This is a genomic window from Streptomyces morookaense, assembly GCF_013030945.1.
GTDB classification, from domain to species: Bacteria; Actinomycetota; Actinomycetes; order Streptomycetales; family Streptomycetaceae; genus Streptomyces; species Streptomyces morookaensis.
Genome location: NZ_JABBXF010000037.1, coordinates 32809 through 50173, shown reverse-complemented (window position 1 = coordinate 50173; position 17365 = coordinate 32809). Strand labels below are relative to the sequence as shown.

Here is a 17365-nt window from a genome sequence, read left to right as displayed (position 1 = left end):
TCGGTTTCAGACCGCTTTCACAGCGGTCCTCGGTAATGCGCTCAGAATTCCCGGGAGTTGTCCCCGTGGAGTCCGGCGTCCCGCACGCACAGTGCGGCCTGCACCCGGTTGCCCACTTCGAGGGCCGCCAGTATGCGGCTCACATGGGCTTTCACCGTGCTTTCCCGCATGCCGAGGACGGCGGCGATCTCCGCGTTGGACGCCCCGTCGGCCAGCAGCTCCAGCACGTCCCGCTCGCGCGGGGTGATCCGCTCGATACGGGCCCTGGCGGCCTGCACGCGGCCGCCGGCCGTGCGGTGGTAACGGTCGACGAGGCGGCGGGCGGCCGACGGGTGCAGCATGGCCTGGCCCTCGGCGACGACGTGTACGGCGCGGACGATGTCGGACGGTTCGGCGTCCTTGAGGAGGAAGCCCGAGGCGCCCGCGGCGAGCCCGTCGTACACGTACTGGTCCAGGTCGAAGGTGGTGAGCAGGACGACCTGCGGCGGCCGGGGCAGGGCCCGCAGCCGCTGCGTGGCGGCGATGCCGTCCAGGCGGGGCATCCGCACGTCCATCAGCACCACGTCGACGCTCTGCGCGGCGGCCCGTTCCAGGGCTTCCCGTCCGTCGCCGGCCTGCGCGACGACCGTGATGCCCGGGTCGTCGTCGAGGATGTCGGCGAGGGCGATGCGGACCAGGCGGTCGTCGTCGACGATCAGTGTGCGGATCATTCGGCTCCCCGGGCGGGACGGATGTCGGCGGTCTGTTCCACGGGGAGTTCGGCGGACACGCTCCAGCCGCCGGAGCCGGACGGCCCGTAGTGCAGGCTGCCGTTCAGGGCGGCGACGCGCTCGGCCAGTCCGATCAGCCCGTATCCGCTGGCGACGACGGGCTCCCGGGCAGCCGTGCCCGGGCCGTTGCCGACCTCGACGGCGGACACCGGCGGGCCGTACTGCACGCTGACCCGCACCGGGGCTCCCGGCGCGTGTTTGCGGGCGTTGGTGAGGGACTCCTGGACGAGCCGGTGGACGGCGAGTTGGTGGCTGGCGGGGAGGCCGTCGGCGCTGCCCCGGACATCGGCCTCGATCCGCTGGCCCGTGGCGCGGGCCTCGTCGAGCAGCTCGGTCAGCTTCTGCAGACCGGGGGTGCGCGGGCCCCCGCCCTCGTGGTCGCGGAGCGCCCCCAGGACGTCGCGCAGATCGCCGAGCGCCTCGGTGGAGGTGGTGCGCAGCTGGGCGATGCGTTCGGCGACCGGCTCGGGGAGCTCGTGGGCGCGCCGGCGCAGCGCACCGGTGTAGAGGGCGATCAGGCTCAGGCGGTGGGCGAGGACGTCGTGCATCTCGGCGGCGATGCGGGCGCGTTCGTTCAACCTGGCCTGTTCCGCCCGGAGTTCGCGCTCCACTCGGAGCTGCTCCACCTGCGTGGTGAGACTCGCGACGAGCCGGCGCCTGCTGCTCGCCCACATCCCGAGGACCAGGGCAAGACCGAACGGCAGGACCGGGCCGTAGGAGCGCACGCTCCACAGCAGTTCGCCGGACTGCAGGAAGTGGTTGCCTGCGAGCGCCGCCGCCGCGCACAGCACGCCTGCCGCGATCCGGCCCCGGGAGGCGAAGTGGAAGACGGCGACCAGCAGCGGCATCGGATCGCCCAGCCAGGCGGCCGCGGCGGTGGTGACGACCGCCGTGACGGCGGGGAGACGGTACCGCAGGAGCAGCGACAGGCTGGCGACGGCCGCGACCGCGACCCGCGGATCGAACGGGTTGCCATCGGCCCCGATCACCGCCGTCTGCACCGACAACTCGCCGACCAGCGCGATCAGCAGGGCCTCCGCCCACCAGGGCCATCGTCGAACGTCCGCGCTCAGCACACGTACGAGCGTAGGTGTCCCCGATCTTCCCCGCATCCGGCGACCGGCGGTCCGGACCCCCTACTTTCGTAGGGTGCGGGCGGCGACCGCCGGCCGATGGCGCGGTGTGCTCCGCTTCCTAGCGTCGGGGTCATGGATCTGAAGCACGTGCCACCGCAGCCCGCACCCGTCCCGGCCACCCGGCCCCTGTTCCTCCGCGAGGCCGCCCGCACCTTCCGCACCACCGGGGCCGTCGCGCCCAGCAGCCGCCGTCTCGCCGACCGCCTGGCCGCCCCGATGTGGCCCTCCTCGATGGTGCGGCGCCCCGCGGCGGTGCTGGAGGTGGGTGCCGGGACGGGCCCGGTGACGCGGGCGCTGGCCGCCCTCACCGGGCCCGCCGACCGGCTGGACACCGTCGAGATCAACCCGCGTTTCGTGGAGATCCTGTCCGGATCGCTGCGCACCGATCCGGTGCTCGCCCCCGCGGCGGACCGCATCAGGATCCTGTCCGGGTCGATCACCGAGATGCCGCTGGACCGGGACTACGACGTCATCGTGTCGTGCCTGCCGTTCACCAACTTCGCGCCGGACGTGGTGCGTTCGATCCTGGACCGCTATCTGTCCGTGCTGGTGCCCGGGGGGCACCTGACCTTCTTCGCCTATCTCGGCACGCACACCCTGCGCTCGGCCTTCAGCAGCCGCGCGGAGGCCGCCCGGCACCGTGAAGCGGGCGCCGTCGTCGACGCGTTCGCCCGGCAGCACGGCGGGCGGCAGAGCGTGGTGTGGCGCAACCTGCCGCCGGCCCGGGTCTGGCACCTGCGCACCCCGGAGCAGCCGGGCCGGTACGCGGACGCCGCCTGATGCGGCTGCCCGCCGAACTCCTCACGGACGTACCGCCGTCGGCGGCGTACGCCACCGTGTTCGGCCTGGTGCTGCTCGAATCGGTCCTGTTCGTCGGCTCGTTCGTGCCCACGCTCAGCCTGCTGGTGTGCGCGGGAGCGCTGGCCCGGGCGGGGGTGCTGCACCTGCCCCTGGTGATCGCGACGGCCGTCACCGGAGTGGTGACCGGCGACCTGGTGGCCCAGCGCACGGGGCGGCGGCTCTCGGACGGGCTGCTGCACGGCCGGCTGGGGCGCCGGGTGCCGGCCGCGGCCCGGGAGCGGGTGGCCGGCCTGATCCGGCGCCGCGGCGGACCGGCCCTGCTGGTCTGCCGGTTCGTGCCGGTGGTGCGCACGTTCGCACCGTATCTGGCCGGTGCGGCCGGGCTGCGCTACCGGCAGCTCGCGCCGTACAGCCTGGCGGCGGCAACGGTCTGGGCGAGCGCGGAGGCGGGTGCGGGGTACGCGGCCGGGGCGTCGTACGGGCGCCTCGCGGCCCGGCTCGGCGGGGCCGGTGCGCTCGGGGTGACCGCCGGGGTGCTGCTGCTCGGCGCGGTCACCGTCCTGGTGCTGCGCCGGCGGGCACGGAGGTCAGGCGCCGCACGCGAGGAGGCTGCCGTCGGTGCGGAGCATCGCGAGGTGGAGCCGGTGCAGGTCGGCGCCGGGGTCGACGCCGAGTTCGGCGCGGAGGAAGCCGCGCACCTCGGCGTACACCTCCAGGGCCTCGCCCCGGCGGCCGCAGCGGTAGAGAGCCAGCATCAGCTGGTGCCACAGCCTTTCGTGGAAGGGGAACTTGGCGGTGAGCGTGCGCAGACCGGCGACGATCTCGTCATGGTGGCCCAGCGCGAGGCACACGTCGTGGTACCGCTCCCGCGTACTGATCCATTCCTCCGTGAGCCCCTGCACCACGTCACGGTGCAGCACCTCGGACCGGACGTCGGCGAGGGGCCGGCCGCGCCACAGCAGCAGGGCGTCGGCCAGCAGGGTCCGCTCGCACTCCAGGTCGCCGAGGCGGCCCGCGGTGCGTGCCCGCTGCGCCAACTGCCGGAAACGGTGCAGGTCGAGGGAGCCCGGAGGCACGTCGATGCGGTATCCGCCGGCCGAGGTGTGCAGCAGCCGTGACAGGTCCGCTCCCCCGCCGTCCAGCCCCTGGCGCAGCCGGGTCAGGGCCGTGTGCAGCGCCGGACGCGGCTGCCTGGGAAGGGAGTTGCCCCACACCGCCTGCACGAGGTCCTCGGGGGTGAGGGTCTCCCCCGCGTTCACCAGGAGAGCGGCGAGCAGGCTGCGCGGCCTGCCGCCCGGTATCGGGATCTTTCTGCTGCCGGATGCCACGTCGAGTGGCCCGAGTACACGGAAGGACATGTCGCGGCCCATGAACACTCCTCTTCGCCCCACCCGCCGCCCACTGGGCACGGCCGGAAGACTCCACGTTCACTGTCCACTTCAGCGGATGCTGCGGAGCTCGAGCGTACGCTGCCCCAAGACTCGATTGTCAACATGGGCGGATGGTTGGATGGTTTTCCGGACAACGGACGCCTACGGCAGCGGGCCGGCGGGCCCGGCCGGCCACCAGCGAAGACGGAGAACAGAGCATGGGCGGCAGCGAAGCGGCACCGGACCGGCCCGGCCGGCCCCTGGTGCGCAAGTTCGACCAGCGGCTCAACAAGCTGATCGCCACGATCTATCCGGACGAGCGCAGACGCCCCGGGTACAGCCGGCTCGCCAAGGAGATATCCGAGAAGACCGGCGGCACCATCTCCGGGACGTACCTGTGGGAACTGGCCACCGGCAAGAAGCGCAACGTGACCCTGGAGCAACTGGACGTCCTGGCCGAGTTCTTCGGGGTGCCCCCGGAGTACTTCCTCAACGACGAGGCGGCCGAGCGGATCGACGCCCAGCTGGCCCTGGCCGTCGCGCTGCGCGACGCCAAGGTGCGCAACCTCGCACTGCGCGCCGAGGGGCTCTCCCCGGCCAGCCTCGACGCGCTCATCACCATGGTCGACGAAGCGCGCAAGGTCCAGAACCTGTCTCCCATCGATGACGACGACACCGGGACGAAGGCACCGCCGGGCGGCCGTTGAACACAGCCGGCCCCGTCCCCGGCACCGCGTTCGCTCCCGCCGGCCGGGAGAACCGATGCCTCCGCGCGCGCATGCCCTCTATCACCGCTGCCCAGGATTCGGGGGACGGGAAGCCGTCATGCCTCAGCCCATTGCAGATCTGCGCCGATGTTGTCAGGACGTACTGGACCGGGTGGGGCCGCCCCGCCCGTTCTCCGTCGAAGCCCTCTGCCGCCACGTCCGCGCCCTGCGCGGACGCCCGTTGCACCTGCACCCGATGCCGATGCAGGCCGTCCGCGCGGGCGCCTTCGGCCTGTGGATCGCCACCGCGACCGACGACCACATCTTCTACGAGGAGCACACCAGCCGCCTGCACCAGGAACACATCGTGCTGCACGAGATCAGCCACATCCTCTTCGACCACCACTCGGTGACCGAGCACGACGGGCAGCTCCACCGGCTCCTGCGCGACCTGGACCCGCAGCTCATCCACCGCCTGCTCGCCCGCGCCGACCACTCGACGCACGAGGAGCAGGTGGCGGAGATGCTGGCCAGCCTGATGCGCACCTGCGAGCAGGCCGAGGGGGCGGAACGGCCGCCCGCACCCGGCATGCTGGGCCGGCTCCAGGCCGCGCTCGGCCTGGCCTCCGGTTGACCGGGCGGGTCGGGGCGGGACACGGAAAGTGTCCGAAGATCGACGACCGTGCCCGCCCACCGCGGCGGCGACGGGCGGGCAGGCGACCACTACCGCGCCGGCCGCTCCAGGTACCCGGTCGTGTAGAAGTACTCCAGGTACCGGTCCAGCAGCTCCGCATCCACCGGCGGGCACGCCAAACCGCTCCCGGCGAGGTCGCGTTCGACGTTGGCCCGTCCCAGGACGGGGAACGTGTCCTCGAAGTACATCTCCTTGACCGACATGTCGGCCTTGTTGCTGCGGTCCACGCACAGCGACACGAACGGTGCCGTGGCACTCGTCGGGTGCTCCGCCACGTGCCGGACCAGTTCCTCCACCCATTGCGGGTACGGGAGTTCGCGGACGGAGTGGCCGGCGGCGCGCATGCGGCCGAGCATGTCGTGGAAGTCCGCCGGGTGCGGGTTGGTCAGGTGGTAGGTGCTGCCGTCCGCGGGGCGCGTGGTGGCGATGTGCACGATGGCGTCGGCCAGATAGTCCACCGGGACGAAGTCCATCGGCAGCCGGATGTCGGGGGCGAGACCCGTCTCGGCGACGGTCTTGAACAGCGAGCAGATCGCGGTCTCGGTGTTGCAGGCACCCGTGCGCCGGTCCCCGGTGATCTCGTACGGGCGATGGACGGCCACCGGAACGCCCTGGCGCGCCGCGTCCTGCAGCACCTGTTCGGCGACCCATTTGCTCTCGGCGTAGCCCATGGTGAGCCGGTCGGCGTGGTCGAGCGGCAGGTCCTCGGCGACGTGCCGGACACCCGCGGTGCCGAAGCCGGCCACCACCGCGACGGTCGACAGGAAGTGCACCGGCACCCGGCGGCGGGCCGCGAGCCGGACGATCTCCCGCGTGCCGTCGACGTTGGCGCTGCGCAGCGCCTCGTACGGGTAGAGGAAGTTGACCTGTGCCGCGGAGTGGACCACGAGGTCGAGGGTGCGGGCGAGTTCCTCGGCGCGGTCGGCGTCCAGGCCGAGGCCGGGCCGGGCGAGGTCGGCGGGGAAGCACACGATGCGGTCGGCGTCCTCGGGGCGGGCCAGGCCGTACCGGGCCAGGTTCCGCAGGACCTTGTGCCGGGCGTGTGCCTCGTCGCGGCTGCGCACGGGGCAGTGGACGCGGGCCCCGGTGGTGCGCAGGAAGCGGTCGAGGAGGAAGGCGCCGACGAACCCGGAGGCGCCGGTGAGCAGGACGTCGCGGGGCTGCTGCCACCGGGGTTCGGGCCCCTGCCGCGGCGGCAGGCGGAAGCCGAGCCGGCCCTCGGCGCGGAAGTCCACGGCCCGGGCCTCGGCGGAATCGTTCCTGCCCTGGACGTCGGCGACGGCGGAGGCGAAGCCCTCCAGTGTGGGGCGGCGCAGCAGGCCGTGGATGAGGGTGCTGCCGTGCCGGGGGTCGAGGCCGAGCGCGGTGAGGGTGCGCGTGACGGCTTCCGCCGCCAGGAGCGAGTCGCCGCCCAGGCCGAAGAAGTCGTCGCCGGTGCCGGGGCGCACGGCCAGGACCGTCTGCCACACGTCGGCCAGTGTCGCGTGCAGGCCCGACAGCCGTGCGGGGGCGGCCGGTCGGGCATCGTCCGGGCCGGCCAGGGCGCGCAGCCGCCTCCGGTCGACCTTGCCCGCGGACGTCACCGGGAATGCGGCGACCTCCGTCAGCCGGGACGGCACCGCGGCGGCGGGCAGCCAGGCGGCGAGCTGCTTGCGGACGCGGTCGACGGGCACGGCGGTGCCGGGGCGGGCGGGCGTGACGTAGGCGGTCAGCAGGTCGCCGTCCAGCTCGACGACGGCCTCGCCGACCGCGTCGTCCGCGCGGATCCGGGCCTCGACCTCGTCCAGTTCGATGCGGTGGCCGCGGAGTTTGACCTGGCGGTCGGCGCGGGCGCGGTACTCCAGCGTGCCGTCCTCGCGCCGGACGGCGCGGTCGCCGGTGCGGTACATCCGGGCGCCGGGTTCGAAGGGGTCGGCGACGAAGCGTTCGGCGGTCAGTTCGGGGTCGCCGAAGTACTCCAAGGCCAACCCGGCTCCGCCGACGAACAGTTCGCCCTCTTCGCCCGGGTCCGTGACGGTGCCGTCCTCGCGCAACACGTGGCAGGAGGAGTCCTCCAGCGGGCGGCCTATGGGCACGGTGGTCGCGTCGGCGGGCACGTCGTGCACCAGGTGGGCGGTGGACACCACGCTGTTCTCGGTCGGGCCGTAGAAGTTGACCACCGTGGTGTCGGGGCAGGCGTCCAGCACGGCGCGCGCCAGGGCCGGGGCCATCGCCTCGCCGCCCGCCGAGACGAACCGCAGGGTGCGCAGCGCGTGCGGCCGGGTGCGTGCCACGTGGTGGAACACCCCGGTGGTCAGGTAGGCGAGGGTGACCCGGTCCTCCAGCAGCCGGGCCTCCAGCGCGGCGGGGGACAGCAGTTCCTCGCGGTCCACCAGGACCAGGCAGGCGCCGGCGAGCAGGGCGGACCAGATCTCGATGGTGGAGGCGTCCGAGGACAGGCCGTAGGCGTGCAGCACCCGGTCGCCGGGGCGCGGCCGCTGGGTGACCAGGTCGGAGGCGGCCAGCCGGAGGACGCCGCGGTGCGGGATCGCCACCGGCTTGGGACGGCCGGTCGAGCCGGAGGTGAACATCACATAGGCGCGGCCGTCCGGGCCGGGCCGGTCCGCCGAGTCCTCGGCGGGCGCCGGGCAGGCGGGTGCGGGGCCGTCGAGTTCGACACGGGTGCGCACCCGCCGGATGCGGCAGACGCTGCCCGGGAGCGTCACGACGGTGTGCACCCCGGCGTCCTCGGCCATGGCCTGCAGCCGCCGGGGCGGGGACGTGTCGTCGAGGGGGACGTAGGCCGCGCCCGCCTTGAGCACGCCGAGGAAGCCGGCGAGCGCGTCGAGGGAACGGCCGCCGTAGACGCCGACGTTGTCGCCGGGCCGGACGCCGGCGTCGCGCAGCCGGGCCGCCAGTGCGTCGGACCGGTCCTTGAGTTCGCCGTAGGTCAGCGTCGTGCCGTGGTGCACCGCGGCCGTCGCGCGCGGGCGCCGTTCCGCGCGGGCGTCGAACACCTCATGAAGAAGGCGGTCCGGCGCACCGGAATCCTCCGGGTCCCATAAGTCCTGCGGATTTCGCGTTTCCTGTACGTGCCTACCCCGCCCGGCGTGCAGAGCCGGCTCGGGACAAGCGATCGTGTCGGGCGACAGCAAGATGGACACACTCCCGTACTGCCTGTTTCCGGTGATGGACTGCCGTGCGTTCCGCGGATTTCCGGCGCGGCTCAGCTGAACTCCGCCGCGAATGCCGAGAAATCGGCGGTGCGCCACCGCTGCGGCCGCATGCGCAGGAGAATGTCCTCGGCCAGCTGGTGCCTGTTGGCCTCCAGATAGGCGGGCGCCGTGCCCGCGTCCAGGTACCGGTGCGCCAGGGCCTCCCGGTCGGCCGGCGGCACGGGATCATCGACGGCCACGACCGGCCCTTCCACGCTGACGTACCGGTACGGCGCCGTCTCGTCCTGCACACACAGGCTGAACCGCCCCGCGTCGCGGACGAGCCGGCCCTTCGCCGAATCCCGCCCGGTCTGGACGATCACCTCTCCGCCGGGGCGGTAGTCGTACCAGACGGGGACGAGCAACGGCGCGCTCACGCCCCGGGGATCGTCCACTCCCAGAACTCCGACGTGCAGACCGGCGAGAAAATTCTGCCGGTCCTCTACGGACATGCCAATGTCCATGACCACTACCTCACTTCGGGACGTCGTTCCGAACTGCCGACCACAATCGTCAGCAGCGCCTCGGCGGCCCCAAAAGCACTGCCCTGCCCCTCCTTTTTCAATCGCCCCGGGAAGTTGATTGTCCGAAAACGATCAGCGGATATCGGGGGTGGTTACCCGGCGTCTCGGACAGCTCAGACGGCTCAATCGACGTCCACCGCCGCCAGCACGGCCAGGCGGCGCCCGTCCGGTGTGAGCGCCGCGATGCCGTAGTCGAAGATCCGGTCGGCGAACCACGGCGTGTCCGCCTCGAAGCGGAACCAGTTGCAGGCGAGAGCCTGTTGTTCCACCTCCGCCGCCGCGGCGTCCTGCGGGGCGCCGCAGAGTCCGGCGACGGACCGCCATGCGGACAGGCGGCCCATGGCGCCGTGCACGCCCGGGCCCCACAGGCCGCCGTGGGCAGCGCTCGCGAACAGGATCCGCCAGGCCTCGGCGGGCGAGGAAGGAGCGGCCACGAAGCGGTCGTTGTCGCCGAGCCCCGCCAGGCAGTCCATCGGCAGCGCGGCCAGCACTCCCGTGACGGCATCCGGGCCGACGGGCTGTTCCGTCCTGAACACGCGCACCTCGTGGGCACCCCAGTTGCCCGCCTCGGCCGGTCCGCCGATCGACTCGGCCAGGTGCGCCGGGGTGGCCTCCTGCACGGGATGCGCGGCTCCGGCACGGCGGGCGGCCGCATCGACCGGCACCGGGTCCGCGATGCCCGCCCACGCGACGCCCGCACCGCCCCGGTACGAACGGCTGGGGAACGGTGCATCGCGCTCCCACTCCGCGAGCCGGCCGGGCAGCCGGGCGAGGCCGTTCCACTCGGGGATGCGGAAGGCTCCGCCCGCGCGCCGCCGCAGGTCCTCGGGATCGGCACCGCGCAGCACCAGTTCGTGGAACAGGCAGGCCGCCAACCGACCGTCGCCGTCGGCGGACAGGACCCGGGCGGCGTCGTCCGGCGACTGCGCCTCGGCGAGCAGGGACGCGAGCAGTCGCGGGTCCGGGCCGAGGTCCAGGTCCCGTTGGCCGGTCCACAGACGCACCAGCTGGTCCACGAACCGCCGGCCGGGTGTGAGGGCCAGGACGCGCAGCACATGGTTCAGGTCGCGGTCCAGGCCGCGGAGCCGCTCCCGGACTTCCCGCCGCTCCGCGGCGAGACCAAGCCCGAGCTCCGCGATCCGTTCCGCCTCCCCGTTCGCCGCCCATGTCTCGGCGGTCCCGTGCAGCGTGTTCGTCACGTTCGTTCCCTCATGTACGGTCCGGCATGGTCGTGGAGAGATCGTTTCACGGGTCCCGCGACCCACGGTCCGGGCGGCGCAACCGGCCGGGGAGACTGGTCACCATGACCGTCAAAGGTGTGCTCTTCGACTTCTCCGGAACCCTCTTCCGCATCGAGTCCGTCGAATCGTGGCTGCGGGCCGCGCTCGACCGGGCCGGAATTCCGCTGGGAGGGTGCGCGTTGCAGGCGCTGGCCCGGCGGCTGGAGGAGGCCGGGGCGCAGCCCGGTGGGCGGCTGCCGCGGGCCGTGCCGGCGCACCTCGCCGCGGCGTGGGCGCAGCGGGACGTGACCGCGGAGCAGCACCGCGCCGCGTTCACGGGGCTGGCCCGCGAGGTGCCGGTGCCCGATCCGCGGCTCCACGACGCGCTCTACGCACGCCACATGGAGCCGGCCGCGTGGGACCCGTACCCCGACGCGGCCGGTGTGCTGGCCGCGCTGCGCCGGCGGGGCGTGCGGACGGCCGTCGTGAGCAACATCGGCTGGGACCTGCGGCCGGTCTTCCGGGCGCACGGGCTCGACGAACTGGTGGACGCGTACGTCCTGTCCTACGAGCACGGCGTGCAGAAGCCCGACCCGCGGCTGTTCGAGGCGGCGTGCGCGGCCCTGCACCTCCCGCCCGCCGAGGTGCTGATGGTCGGCGACGACCCGCGCGCGGACGCGGGGGCGGCGGGCGTGGGGTGCGCGGTGCACCTGGTGGAGCACCTGCCGGTGGCGGAACGGCCCGACGGACTGCGGCCGGTGCTGGACCTGGTGGGGTGACGGCAGGCAACGGCCCCCGCGCGCGAGGGCCGTTGTCAGTGCCCCGTCCTACGCTCGTGAGCATGCAGTCCCCTTCCGACTCCCCCGCGCGCCACGATGCGGCCGCGCTGAACGCCGAGATCCGGGCGTTCCTCTCGGCACGCCGCGACCGTGCGCTGACGCGCGAGGAGCGCGCCGAGTACGAGGCGCTGCGGGCGCGTTGGGTGGAGGCGGTACGGGCCGGGCTGGGGACTGCGGCATGAGACGGGGCGCCTCGTCAGCCGGCGGAGGCGGGCTCCTCCGGGGCCGCGGCCGCGCCTTCCGCCCACGCCCGCAGCGCGGAACGGCTGCCGAAGCGGGCGACGTTGTGGTCGATGCCGCCGGACTCGCTGTACTGGTGGAACGTCCATGCGTGCTGCACGCCCGGGTGTCCGGCCGAGTGGTCGGGGTCGGCGATCCACAGGCCGTCGCCCGCGTTGTCCGTGGTGTCCCGGTGTAACCAGTAGTCGCGGTTGCAGTACAGCACGACCCGGTGACCGGGGGCCTTGGCCCTGGCGTCGGCGAGCCAGCGGTCCTTGTCGCGGCAGGGGACGCCGGGCTCCTCCCAGTCCAGGGCGAGGACGTCGCCCCGCCGTAAGGCGATCTTGTCGAGGAAGTAGCTGCACTGGGCCGACATGGAGCCGGCGGTGACGTAGTGGTAGTAGCCGACGACGAGCCCGTGTTCGCGGGCCCGGTTGCGCTGCGCCACCCACTTCGGGTTGACGTAGGACGTGCCTTCGGTGACCTTCACGAAGACGAAGTCCAGCCCGCTGACGGCGTAGTTCACACTGTTGTGGCTGCTGACATCGATGCCGTGGAGCATTCCGGTCTCCTCCCGGTGGGGCGGACGGAGCGGACGGGGATGTTCGAAGTATCGTTCCTGCACCCCGTTCCCGTAAGGGGCGCTGGGGGCACCTCTGGGGGTCCCCCCAGCGTTAGCTGGGGGAGGTAGCTGGGGGAGGAACTGCGCGAGCAACCACGACGCGCCCGCAGCCGACGTCCCCGGGGCCGCGCCCCTTACGGGGCGCCCCGGAAAGCCCGCAGCAAGCGCTCGGCAGCCACGCTCGCCGGCAACGCCCCCTCCCGCACCTGCTGTTCGAGGTCCGGTCCCAGGCGCCGCACCTCGGGGTGGGCGTGCAGTTCGGACAGCAGCTGGTCGCGGACCATGGACCAGGTCCACTCGACCTGCTGCGCACGGCGCCGCCCGTCCAGCTCGCCCGTCGCCGACAGCACCCGGCGGTGCTGCTCGATCCGCTCCCACACGGTGTCCAGGCCTGTGCCCTCACGCGCGCTGCACGTCAGCACGGGCGGGTTCCAGGAGGCGTCCGGTGCCTGCAACAACCGCAGTGCACCCGCCAGTTCGCGCGCAGCGGCCTTGGCGTCGCGCTCGTGGGGGCCGTCGGCCTTGTTGACGGCGACGACGTCGGCGAGTTCGAGGACGCCCTTCTTGATGCCCTGGAGCTGGTCGCCGGTGCGGGCGAGGGTGAGCATCAGGAAGGTGTCGACCATGCCGGCGACGGCGGTCTCCGACTGGCCGACGCCCACGGTCTCGACGAGCACCACGTCGTAACCGGCCGCCTCCATCACCACCATGGCCTCGCGGGTGGCGCGCGCGACCCCGCCCAGGGTGCCCGCGCTGGGCGAGGGCCGGACGAAGGCAGCGGGGTCGACGGCGAGCCGCTCCATGCGGGTCTTGTCGCCCAGGATGCTGCCGCCGGTCCGGCCGGAGGACGGGTCCACGGCCAGCACGGCGACCCGGTGGCCGAGCCCGGTGAGCATCGTGCCGAAGGCGTCGATGAACGTCGACTTGCCCACGCCCGGCACACCCGTGATGCCGATCCGGCGCGCCGCACCGGTGTGCGGCAGCAGTTCGGTCAGCATCCGCTGGGCGGCCGCCCGGTGGTCGGCCCGGGTCGACTCGACGAGCGTGATGGCCCGCGCGACGGCGGCCCGCTTGCCGTCGAGCACGCCCTTGACGTACGCGTCGGTGTCAATCGTGCGCGCCATGGGCGCTCACAGCTCGTGGCCGAGGACCCCGGCGAGGGTCTTCAGCAGGTCGTGGGCGGCGTCCGGGACGACCGTGCCGGGCGGGAAGACCGCAGCGGCGCCCATCTCCAGCAGGACCGGGACGTCCTGCGGCGGGATGACCCCGCCGACGACGACCATGATGTCCTCCCGTCCCTGCTCGGCCAGTTGCTCGCGCAGCGCGGGCACGAGCGTGAGGTGGCCGGCCGCCAGCGAGGAGACGCCCACGATGTGCACATCGGCCTCCACCGCCTGCCGGGCGACCTCGGCCGGGGTCTGGAACAGGGGGCCGACGTCGACGTCGAAGCCGAGGTCGGCGAAGGCGGTCGCGATGACCTTCTGGCCGCGGTCGTGGCCGTCCTGGCCCATCTTGGCGACCAGGATGCGGGGGCGGCGGCCCTCCTCCTGCTCGAAGGCCTCCACCAGTGCGCGGGTGCGCTCCACGCCGGACGATGCTCCGGCTTCCTCGCGGTACACACCGGAGATCGTACGGATCTGCCCGGCGTGCCGCCCGTACACCTTCTCCAGGGCGTCCGAGATCTCGCCCACGGTGGCCTTGGCGCGGGCCGCGTCCACGGCGAGGGCGAGCAGGTTGCCGTCGAGCCCCTGTCCGGGGGCCGAACCGGCGGCGCGGGTCAGGGCGTTGAGCGCGTCCTGGCAGGCCGCCTCGTCGCGCTCGGCCCGCAGCCGGCGCAGCTTCTCGATCTGCTGGGCGCGCACGGAGGAGTTGTCGACCTTGAGCACCTCGATCTGCTCGTCGCTGTCGACCCGGTACTTGTTGACGCCGATGACGGGCTGCCGGCCGGAGTCGATACGGGCCTGGGTGCGGGCCGCGGCCTCCTCGACGCGCAGCTTGGGGATGCCGGCATCGATGGCCTGGGCCATGCCGCCGGCCGCCTCGACCTCCTCGATGTGCTGCCAGGCGCGGCGGGCGAGGTCGTGGGTGAGCCGCTCGACGTAGGCGCTACCGCCCCACGGATCGATGACGCGACAGGTCCCGGACTCCTGCTGGAGCAGCAGCTGGGTGTTGCGGGCGATGCGGGCGGAGAAGTCGGTGGGCAGGGCGAGCGCCTCGTCGAGGGCGTTGGTGTGCAGCGACTGGGTGTGCCCCTGGGTCGCGGCCATGGCCTCCACACAGGTGCGGGCGACGTTGTTGAAGACGTCCTGGGCGGTCAGCGACCAGCCGGAGGTCTGCGAATGGGTGCGCAGGGACAGCGACTTGCTGTTCTTCGGGTCGAACTGCTTGACCAGCCGGGCCCACAGCAGGCGGGCGGCGCGCAGTTTGGCGATCTCCATGAAGAAGTTCATGCCGATGGCCCAGAAGAACGACAGGCGGGGCGCGAAGGCGTCCACGTCGAGCCCCGCGCCGAGTCCGGCCCGCAGGTACTCGACGCCGTCGGCGAGGGTGTAGGCCAGCTCCAGGTCGGCCGTGGCCCCGGCCTCCTGGATGTGGTAGCCGGAGATGGAGATGGAGTTGTAGCGCGGCATCTTCTGCGAGGTGTACGCGAAGATGTCGGAGATGATCCGCATCGAGGGCCGGGGCGGATAGATGTAGGTGTTGCGGACCATGAACTCCTTGAGGATGTCGTTCTGGATGGTCCCGGCCAGCTTCTCGGGCGGTACGCCCTGTTCCTCGGCGGCGACGATGTAGAGGGCGAGCACCGGCAGGACGGCGCCGTTCATCGTCATCGACACGCTCATGCGGTCCAGCGGGATGCCGTCGAAGAGCTGCCGCATGTCGTAGATCGAGTCGATGGCGACGCCCGCCATGCCGACGTCGCCGGTGACGCGCGGGTGGTCGCTGTCGTAGCCGCGGTGGGTCGGCAGGTCGAAGGCGACGGACAGGCCCTTCTGGCCGGCCGCCAGGTTGCGCCGGTAGAAGGCGTTGGACTCCTCGGCGGTGGAGAATCCGGCGTACTGGCGGATCGTCCAGGGCTGGTTGACGTACATCGTCGGGTACGGGCCGCGCAGGTAGGGCGCGATGCCCGGGTAGGTGCCGAGGAAGTCCAGCCCGTGCAGGTCCTCTTCGGTGTAGAGGGGTTTGACGCCGATGCCCTCGGGGGTCTCCCAGACCAGGTCGTCGGCGCTGTGGCCGGTGTGCTCCTTCAGGGCGGAGCGCCAGGCGGCGTGGTCCGCGGAGGGGACGGCCGGGCCGAGGTCGATGCCGGAGAAGTCAGGAATCCGCATCACGCCACTCCCATGCGGTCGAGGACGGAGGAGAGCACGGCGACCGCGTCGCCGCCCGCGAAGACGAACTCGTCGACTCCGGCTCGTACATAGGCTTCCCGCTGCTCCGCGCCCGGGCGTCCCGCGAGGAACACCTGCAGGGCGCCTGCGGACTTGAGCGCTGCGGCGACGTCCTCGGCCTGTTCGGCGTAGAGCTTGTCGGCGGAGCAGAGGCAGGCGACGCTCGCGCCGCTGCGGGCGAAGGCCTCGGCGACGGTCGTGGCGTCGACGGTGGCCGGTTCGTGGACGGGTTCGATGCCGCCGGCCTGGAAGAGGTTGGCGGCGAAGGTCGCCCGCGCGGTGTGCGCGGCGGCCGGGCCGAGGGCGGCGAGGAAGACGCGGGGCCGGGCGCCGGTGGTGTCCAGGTGGGCGTCGGAGCGGGCCCGCAGGGCCTCGAAGGCCTCGTCGCGGCGCACCTTCGGCAGCCCGCCGAGGGGCGGGGCGGGGGCGGGTTCGCGGTGCACCGGCTGCTCGCCGAGGTGCGGGAACTCGCTGACGCCGGTGATGGGTTCGCGGCGGGTGGCGAGGTCGGCGGAGCGGCTGCGCCAGGTGGCGGCGAGCCGGCCGGCCACCAGGCCCGAGCGCAGGGCGGCGGCCTGCCCCCCGGCGCGCTCGATCTCCTGGAACCAGGCCCAGGCCGCGTGGGCCAGTTGGTCGGTCAGGCTCTCGACGTACCAGGAGCCGCCGGCCGGGTCGATGACGCGGGCGAGGTGGGACTCCGCCAGCAGGACGGCGGAGGTGTTGCGGGCGATCCGGCGGGCGAAGGCGTCGGGCAGTCCGAGGGCCTCGTCGAAGGGCAGCACGGTGACGGCGTCCGCGCCGCCGACGCCTGCGCCGAGGCAGGCGACCGTGGTGCGGAGCATGTTCACCCACGGGTCCCGACGGGTCATCATCACCGCGGAGGTGACGGCGTGTTGGCGCTGCGCGCCGGACGCTGCGGCGGCGCCGCCGACCTCGGCGACCCTGGCCCACAGCCGTCGGGCGGCGCGGAACTTGGCGATGGTGAGGAACTGGTCGGCGGTGGCCGCGTAGCGGAACTCCAGCTGCCCGCAGGCCTCGTCGACGGTGAGCCCGGCGTCGGTGAGGGCGCGCAGATACGCGACGCCGGTGGCGAGGGAGCAGCCGAGCTCCTCGGCGGCCGAGCCGCCGGCGTCGTGGTAGGGCAGGGCGTCGACGGTGAGGGCGCGCAGGCCGGGGAGTTCGCGGGTGCAGCGGGCGGCCAGGGCGGCGGCCTCCGTCAACTGCCCGGCGAGGCCCGCGTCCTGCCCGGTGCGGGCGAGGGTGCCCAGCGGGTCGGCGCCCAGGTTGCCGGTGAGGGCGGTGCGGGGAACGCTGCGCTCGTCGCACAGTTGCAGCAGGGCCTCGGCGGCGGGCCCGGTCTCCGCGCCGGCATCGAGGACGACGGCGGCCAGATCCAGGTAGACGCCCTCCAGGGCGGTGGCCAGACCGGAGACGGGGAGGCCCGCGGGGCCGACGGTCAGCCAGAGGGATGTGGCCCCGTTCTCCAGGTCGGCCAGGACGGCCTCGTTGGCCTTGCGGGGGTCGGGATCGCGGTGCTGCTGGCGTACGTCCCAGCCGGACACGGCCGTTGCCCCCGGCCGGCCACCGCGGACGAAGGGCGGGAAGCCGGGGTGGCCGACGGCGCCCGCGCCGTTCTCGGCGGTGTAGAGCGGGCGGGTGGCGAGCCCGTCCTGGAGCGCGGTGGCCAGCGCGTCCTCGGCCGCCGCGCCCGCTGCGTCGGTGCCCGCTTTGCTCAGCACGCCTTCGACGAGGCGCTGCCATTGGTCGCGGGTCGCGTCCGGGAACTCGGCGGCCAGGGAGAAGCCATCATCAGGCAGGACCGTCATGGCACGAAGGCTAGGCGAGCCGTCGGGGCTCGCAGGAGGGGCAACTGCTGTGAC

General features: G+C 73.3%; 15 protein-coding genes and 1 pseudogene. 6 read left to right on the top strand and 10 right to left on the bottom strand.

Going from position 1 to position 17365, the window contains the following annotated elements; all coding sequences use genetic code 11:
• Positions 1-41: 41 nt before the first annotated feature.
• A complete protein-coding gene (locus tag HG542_RS17400; RefSeq protein ID WP_171082439.1) occupies positions 42-710 on the bottom strand; it encodes a response regulator transcription factor in 669 nt (222 codons plus the stop codon).
• A complete protein-coding gene (locus HG542_RS17395) occupies positions 707-1846 on the bottom strand; it encodes a sensor histidine kinase (protein ID WP_229922432.1) in 1140 nt (379 codons plus the stop codon). Before HG542_RS17395 ends, HG542_RS17400 begins: the two co-directional genes overlap by 4 nt.
• 132 nt (positions 1847-1978) lie before the next feature.
• Between HG542_RS17395 and HG542_RS17390 the strand changes: the two genes are divergently transcribed.
• Entirely contained in the window at positions 1979-2686 is a 708-nt protein-coding gene (locus HG542_RS17390; protein WP_171082435.1) for a class I SAM-dependent methyltransferase, read from the top strand.
• A pseudogene (locus tag HG542_RS36045) lies at positions 2686-3156 on the top strand (DedA family protein); the annotation flags it as partial. The gene HG542_RS17390 and the pseudogene HG542_RS36045, both read left to right, overlap by 1 nt.
• 138 nt (positions 3157-3294) lie before the next feature.
• On the opposite strand, the gene HG542_RS36040 reads toward HG542_RS36045, so the two are convergent.
• The gene (locus HG542_RS36040) at positions 3295-4065 is read right to left on the bottom strand and encodes an AfsR/SARP family transcriptional regulator (protein ID WP_368857185.1); all 771 of its coding nucleotides are present in this window, start codon (positions 4063-4065) and stop codon (positions 3295-3297) included.
• 230 nt (positions 4066-4295) lie between these two features.
• Between HG542_RS36040 and HG542_RS17375 the strand changes: the two genes are divergently transcribed.
• Entirely contained in the window at positions 4296-4784 is a 489-nt protein-coding gene (locus HG542_RS17375; protein WP_171082433.1) for a helix-turn-helix domain-containing protein, read from the top strand.
• Between the two features lie 118 nt (positions 4785-4902).
• A complete protein-coding gene (locus HG542_RS17370) occupies positions 4903-5418 on the top strand; it encodes a hypothetical protein (protein ID WP_229922431.1) in 516 nt (171 codons plus the stop codon).
• A gap of 89 nt (positions 5419-5507) precedes the next feature.
• On the opposite strand, the gene HG542_RS17365 is transcribed toward HG542_RS17370, so the two are convergent.
• The 3 genes from HG542_RS17365 to HG542_RS17355 form a co-directional block, all read right to left on the bottom strand.
• Positions 5508-8474, bottom strand: a complete 2967-nt coding sequence (locus tag HG542_RS17365; RefSeq protein ID WP_229922430.1) for an amino acid adenylation domain-containing protein — start codon at positions 8472-8474, stop codon at positions 5508-5510.
• A 209-nt stretch (positions 8475-8683) separates the two neighbouring features.
• Positions 8684-9124 (bottom strand): pyridoxamine 5'-phosphate oxidase family protein, encoded by a 441-nt coding sequence (locus tag HG542_RS17360; protein ID WP_229922429.1) that lies wholly within the window; start codon positions 9122-9124, stop codon positions 8684-8686.
• A gap of 194 nt (positions 9125-9318) precedes the next feature.
• Positions 9319-10395: a DUF6183 family protein gene (locus tag HG542_RS17355; RefSeq protein ID WP_171082430.1), complete on the bottom strand. Its 1077-nt coding sequence runs from the start codon at positions 10393-10395 to the stop codon at positions 9319-9321.
• Between the two features lie 104 nt (positions 10396-10499).
• Between HG542_RS17355 and HG542_RS17350 the strand changes: the two genes are divergently transcribed.
• Together HG542_RS17350 and HG542_RS17345 are read left to right on the top strand one after the other, a co-directional pair.
• Positions 10500-11195: an HAD family hydrolase gene (locus HG542_RS17350; protein ID WP_171082428.1), complete on the top strand. Its 696-nt coding sequence runs from the start codon at positions 10500-10502 to the stop codon at positions 11193-11195.
• A 62-nt stretch (positions 11196-11257) separates the two neighbouring features.
• On the top strand, positions 11258-11437 hold the full coding sequence (locus HG542_RS17345; RefSeq protein WP_171082426.1) for a hypothetical protein: 180 nt from the start codon (positions 11258-11260) through the stop codon (positions 11435-11437).
• Between the two features lie 14 nt (positions 11438-11451).
• Here HG542_RS17345 and HG542_RS17340 read toward each other — a convergent pair whose 3' ends face one another.
• The 4 genes from HG542_RS17340 to mutA form a co-directional block, all read right to left on the bottom strand.
• Positions 11452-12036 (bottom strand): glycoside hydrolase family 25 protein, encoded by a 585-nt coding sequence (locus tag HG542_RS17340; RefSeq protein WP_171082424.1) that lies wholly within the window; start codon positions 12034-12036, stop codon positions 11452-11454.
• A 194-nt stretch (positions 12037-12230) separates the two neighbouring features.
• Positions 12231-13220 carry a methylmalonyl Co-A mutase-associated GTPase MeaB gene (gene meaB, locus HG542_RS17335; protein ID WP_171082423.1) on the bottom strand — a complete coding sequence of 330 codons (990 nt, stop codon included), beginning with the start codon at positions 13218-13220 and terminating at the stop codon, positions 12231-12233.
• Positions 13221-13226: 6 nt separating this feature from the next.
• Entirely contained in the window at positions 13227-15425 is a 2199-nt protein-coding gene (gene scpA / locus HG542_RS17330; protein ID WP_171082421.1) for a methylmalonyl-CoA mutase, read from the bottom strand.
• Positions 15425-17311, bottom strand: a complete 1887-nt coding sequence (gene mutA, locus HG542_RS17325; RefSeq protein ID WP_171082419.1) for a methylmalonyl-CoA mutase small subunit — start codon at positions 17309-17311, stop codon at positions 15425-15427. The genes scpA and mutA overlap by 1 nt, the downstream gene beginning before the upstream one ends.
• Positions 17312-17365: the final 54 nt, after the last annotated feature.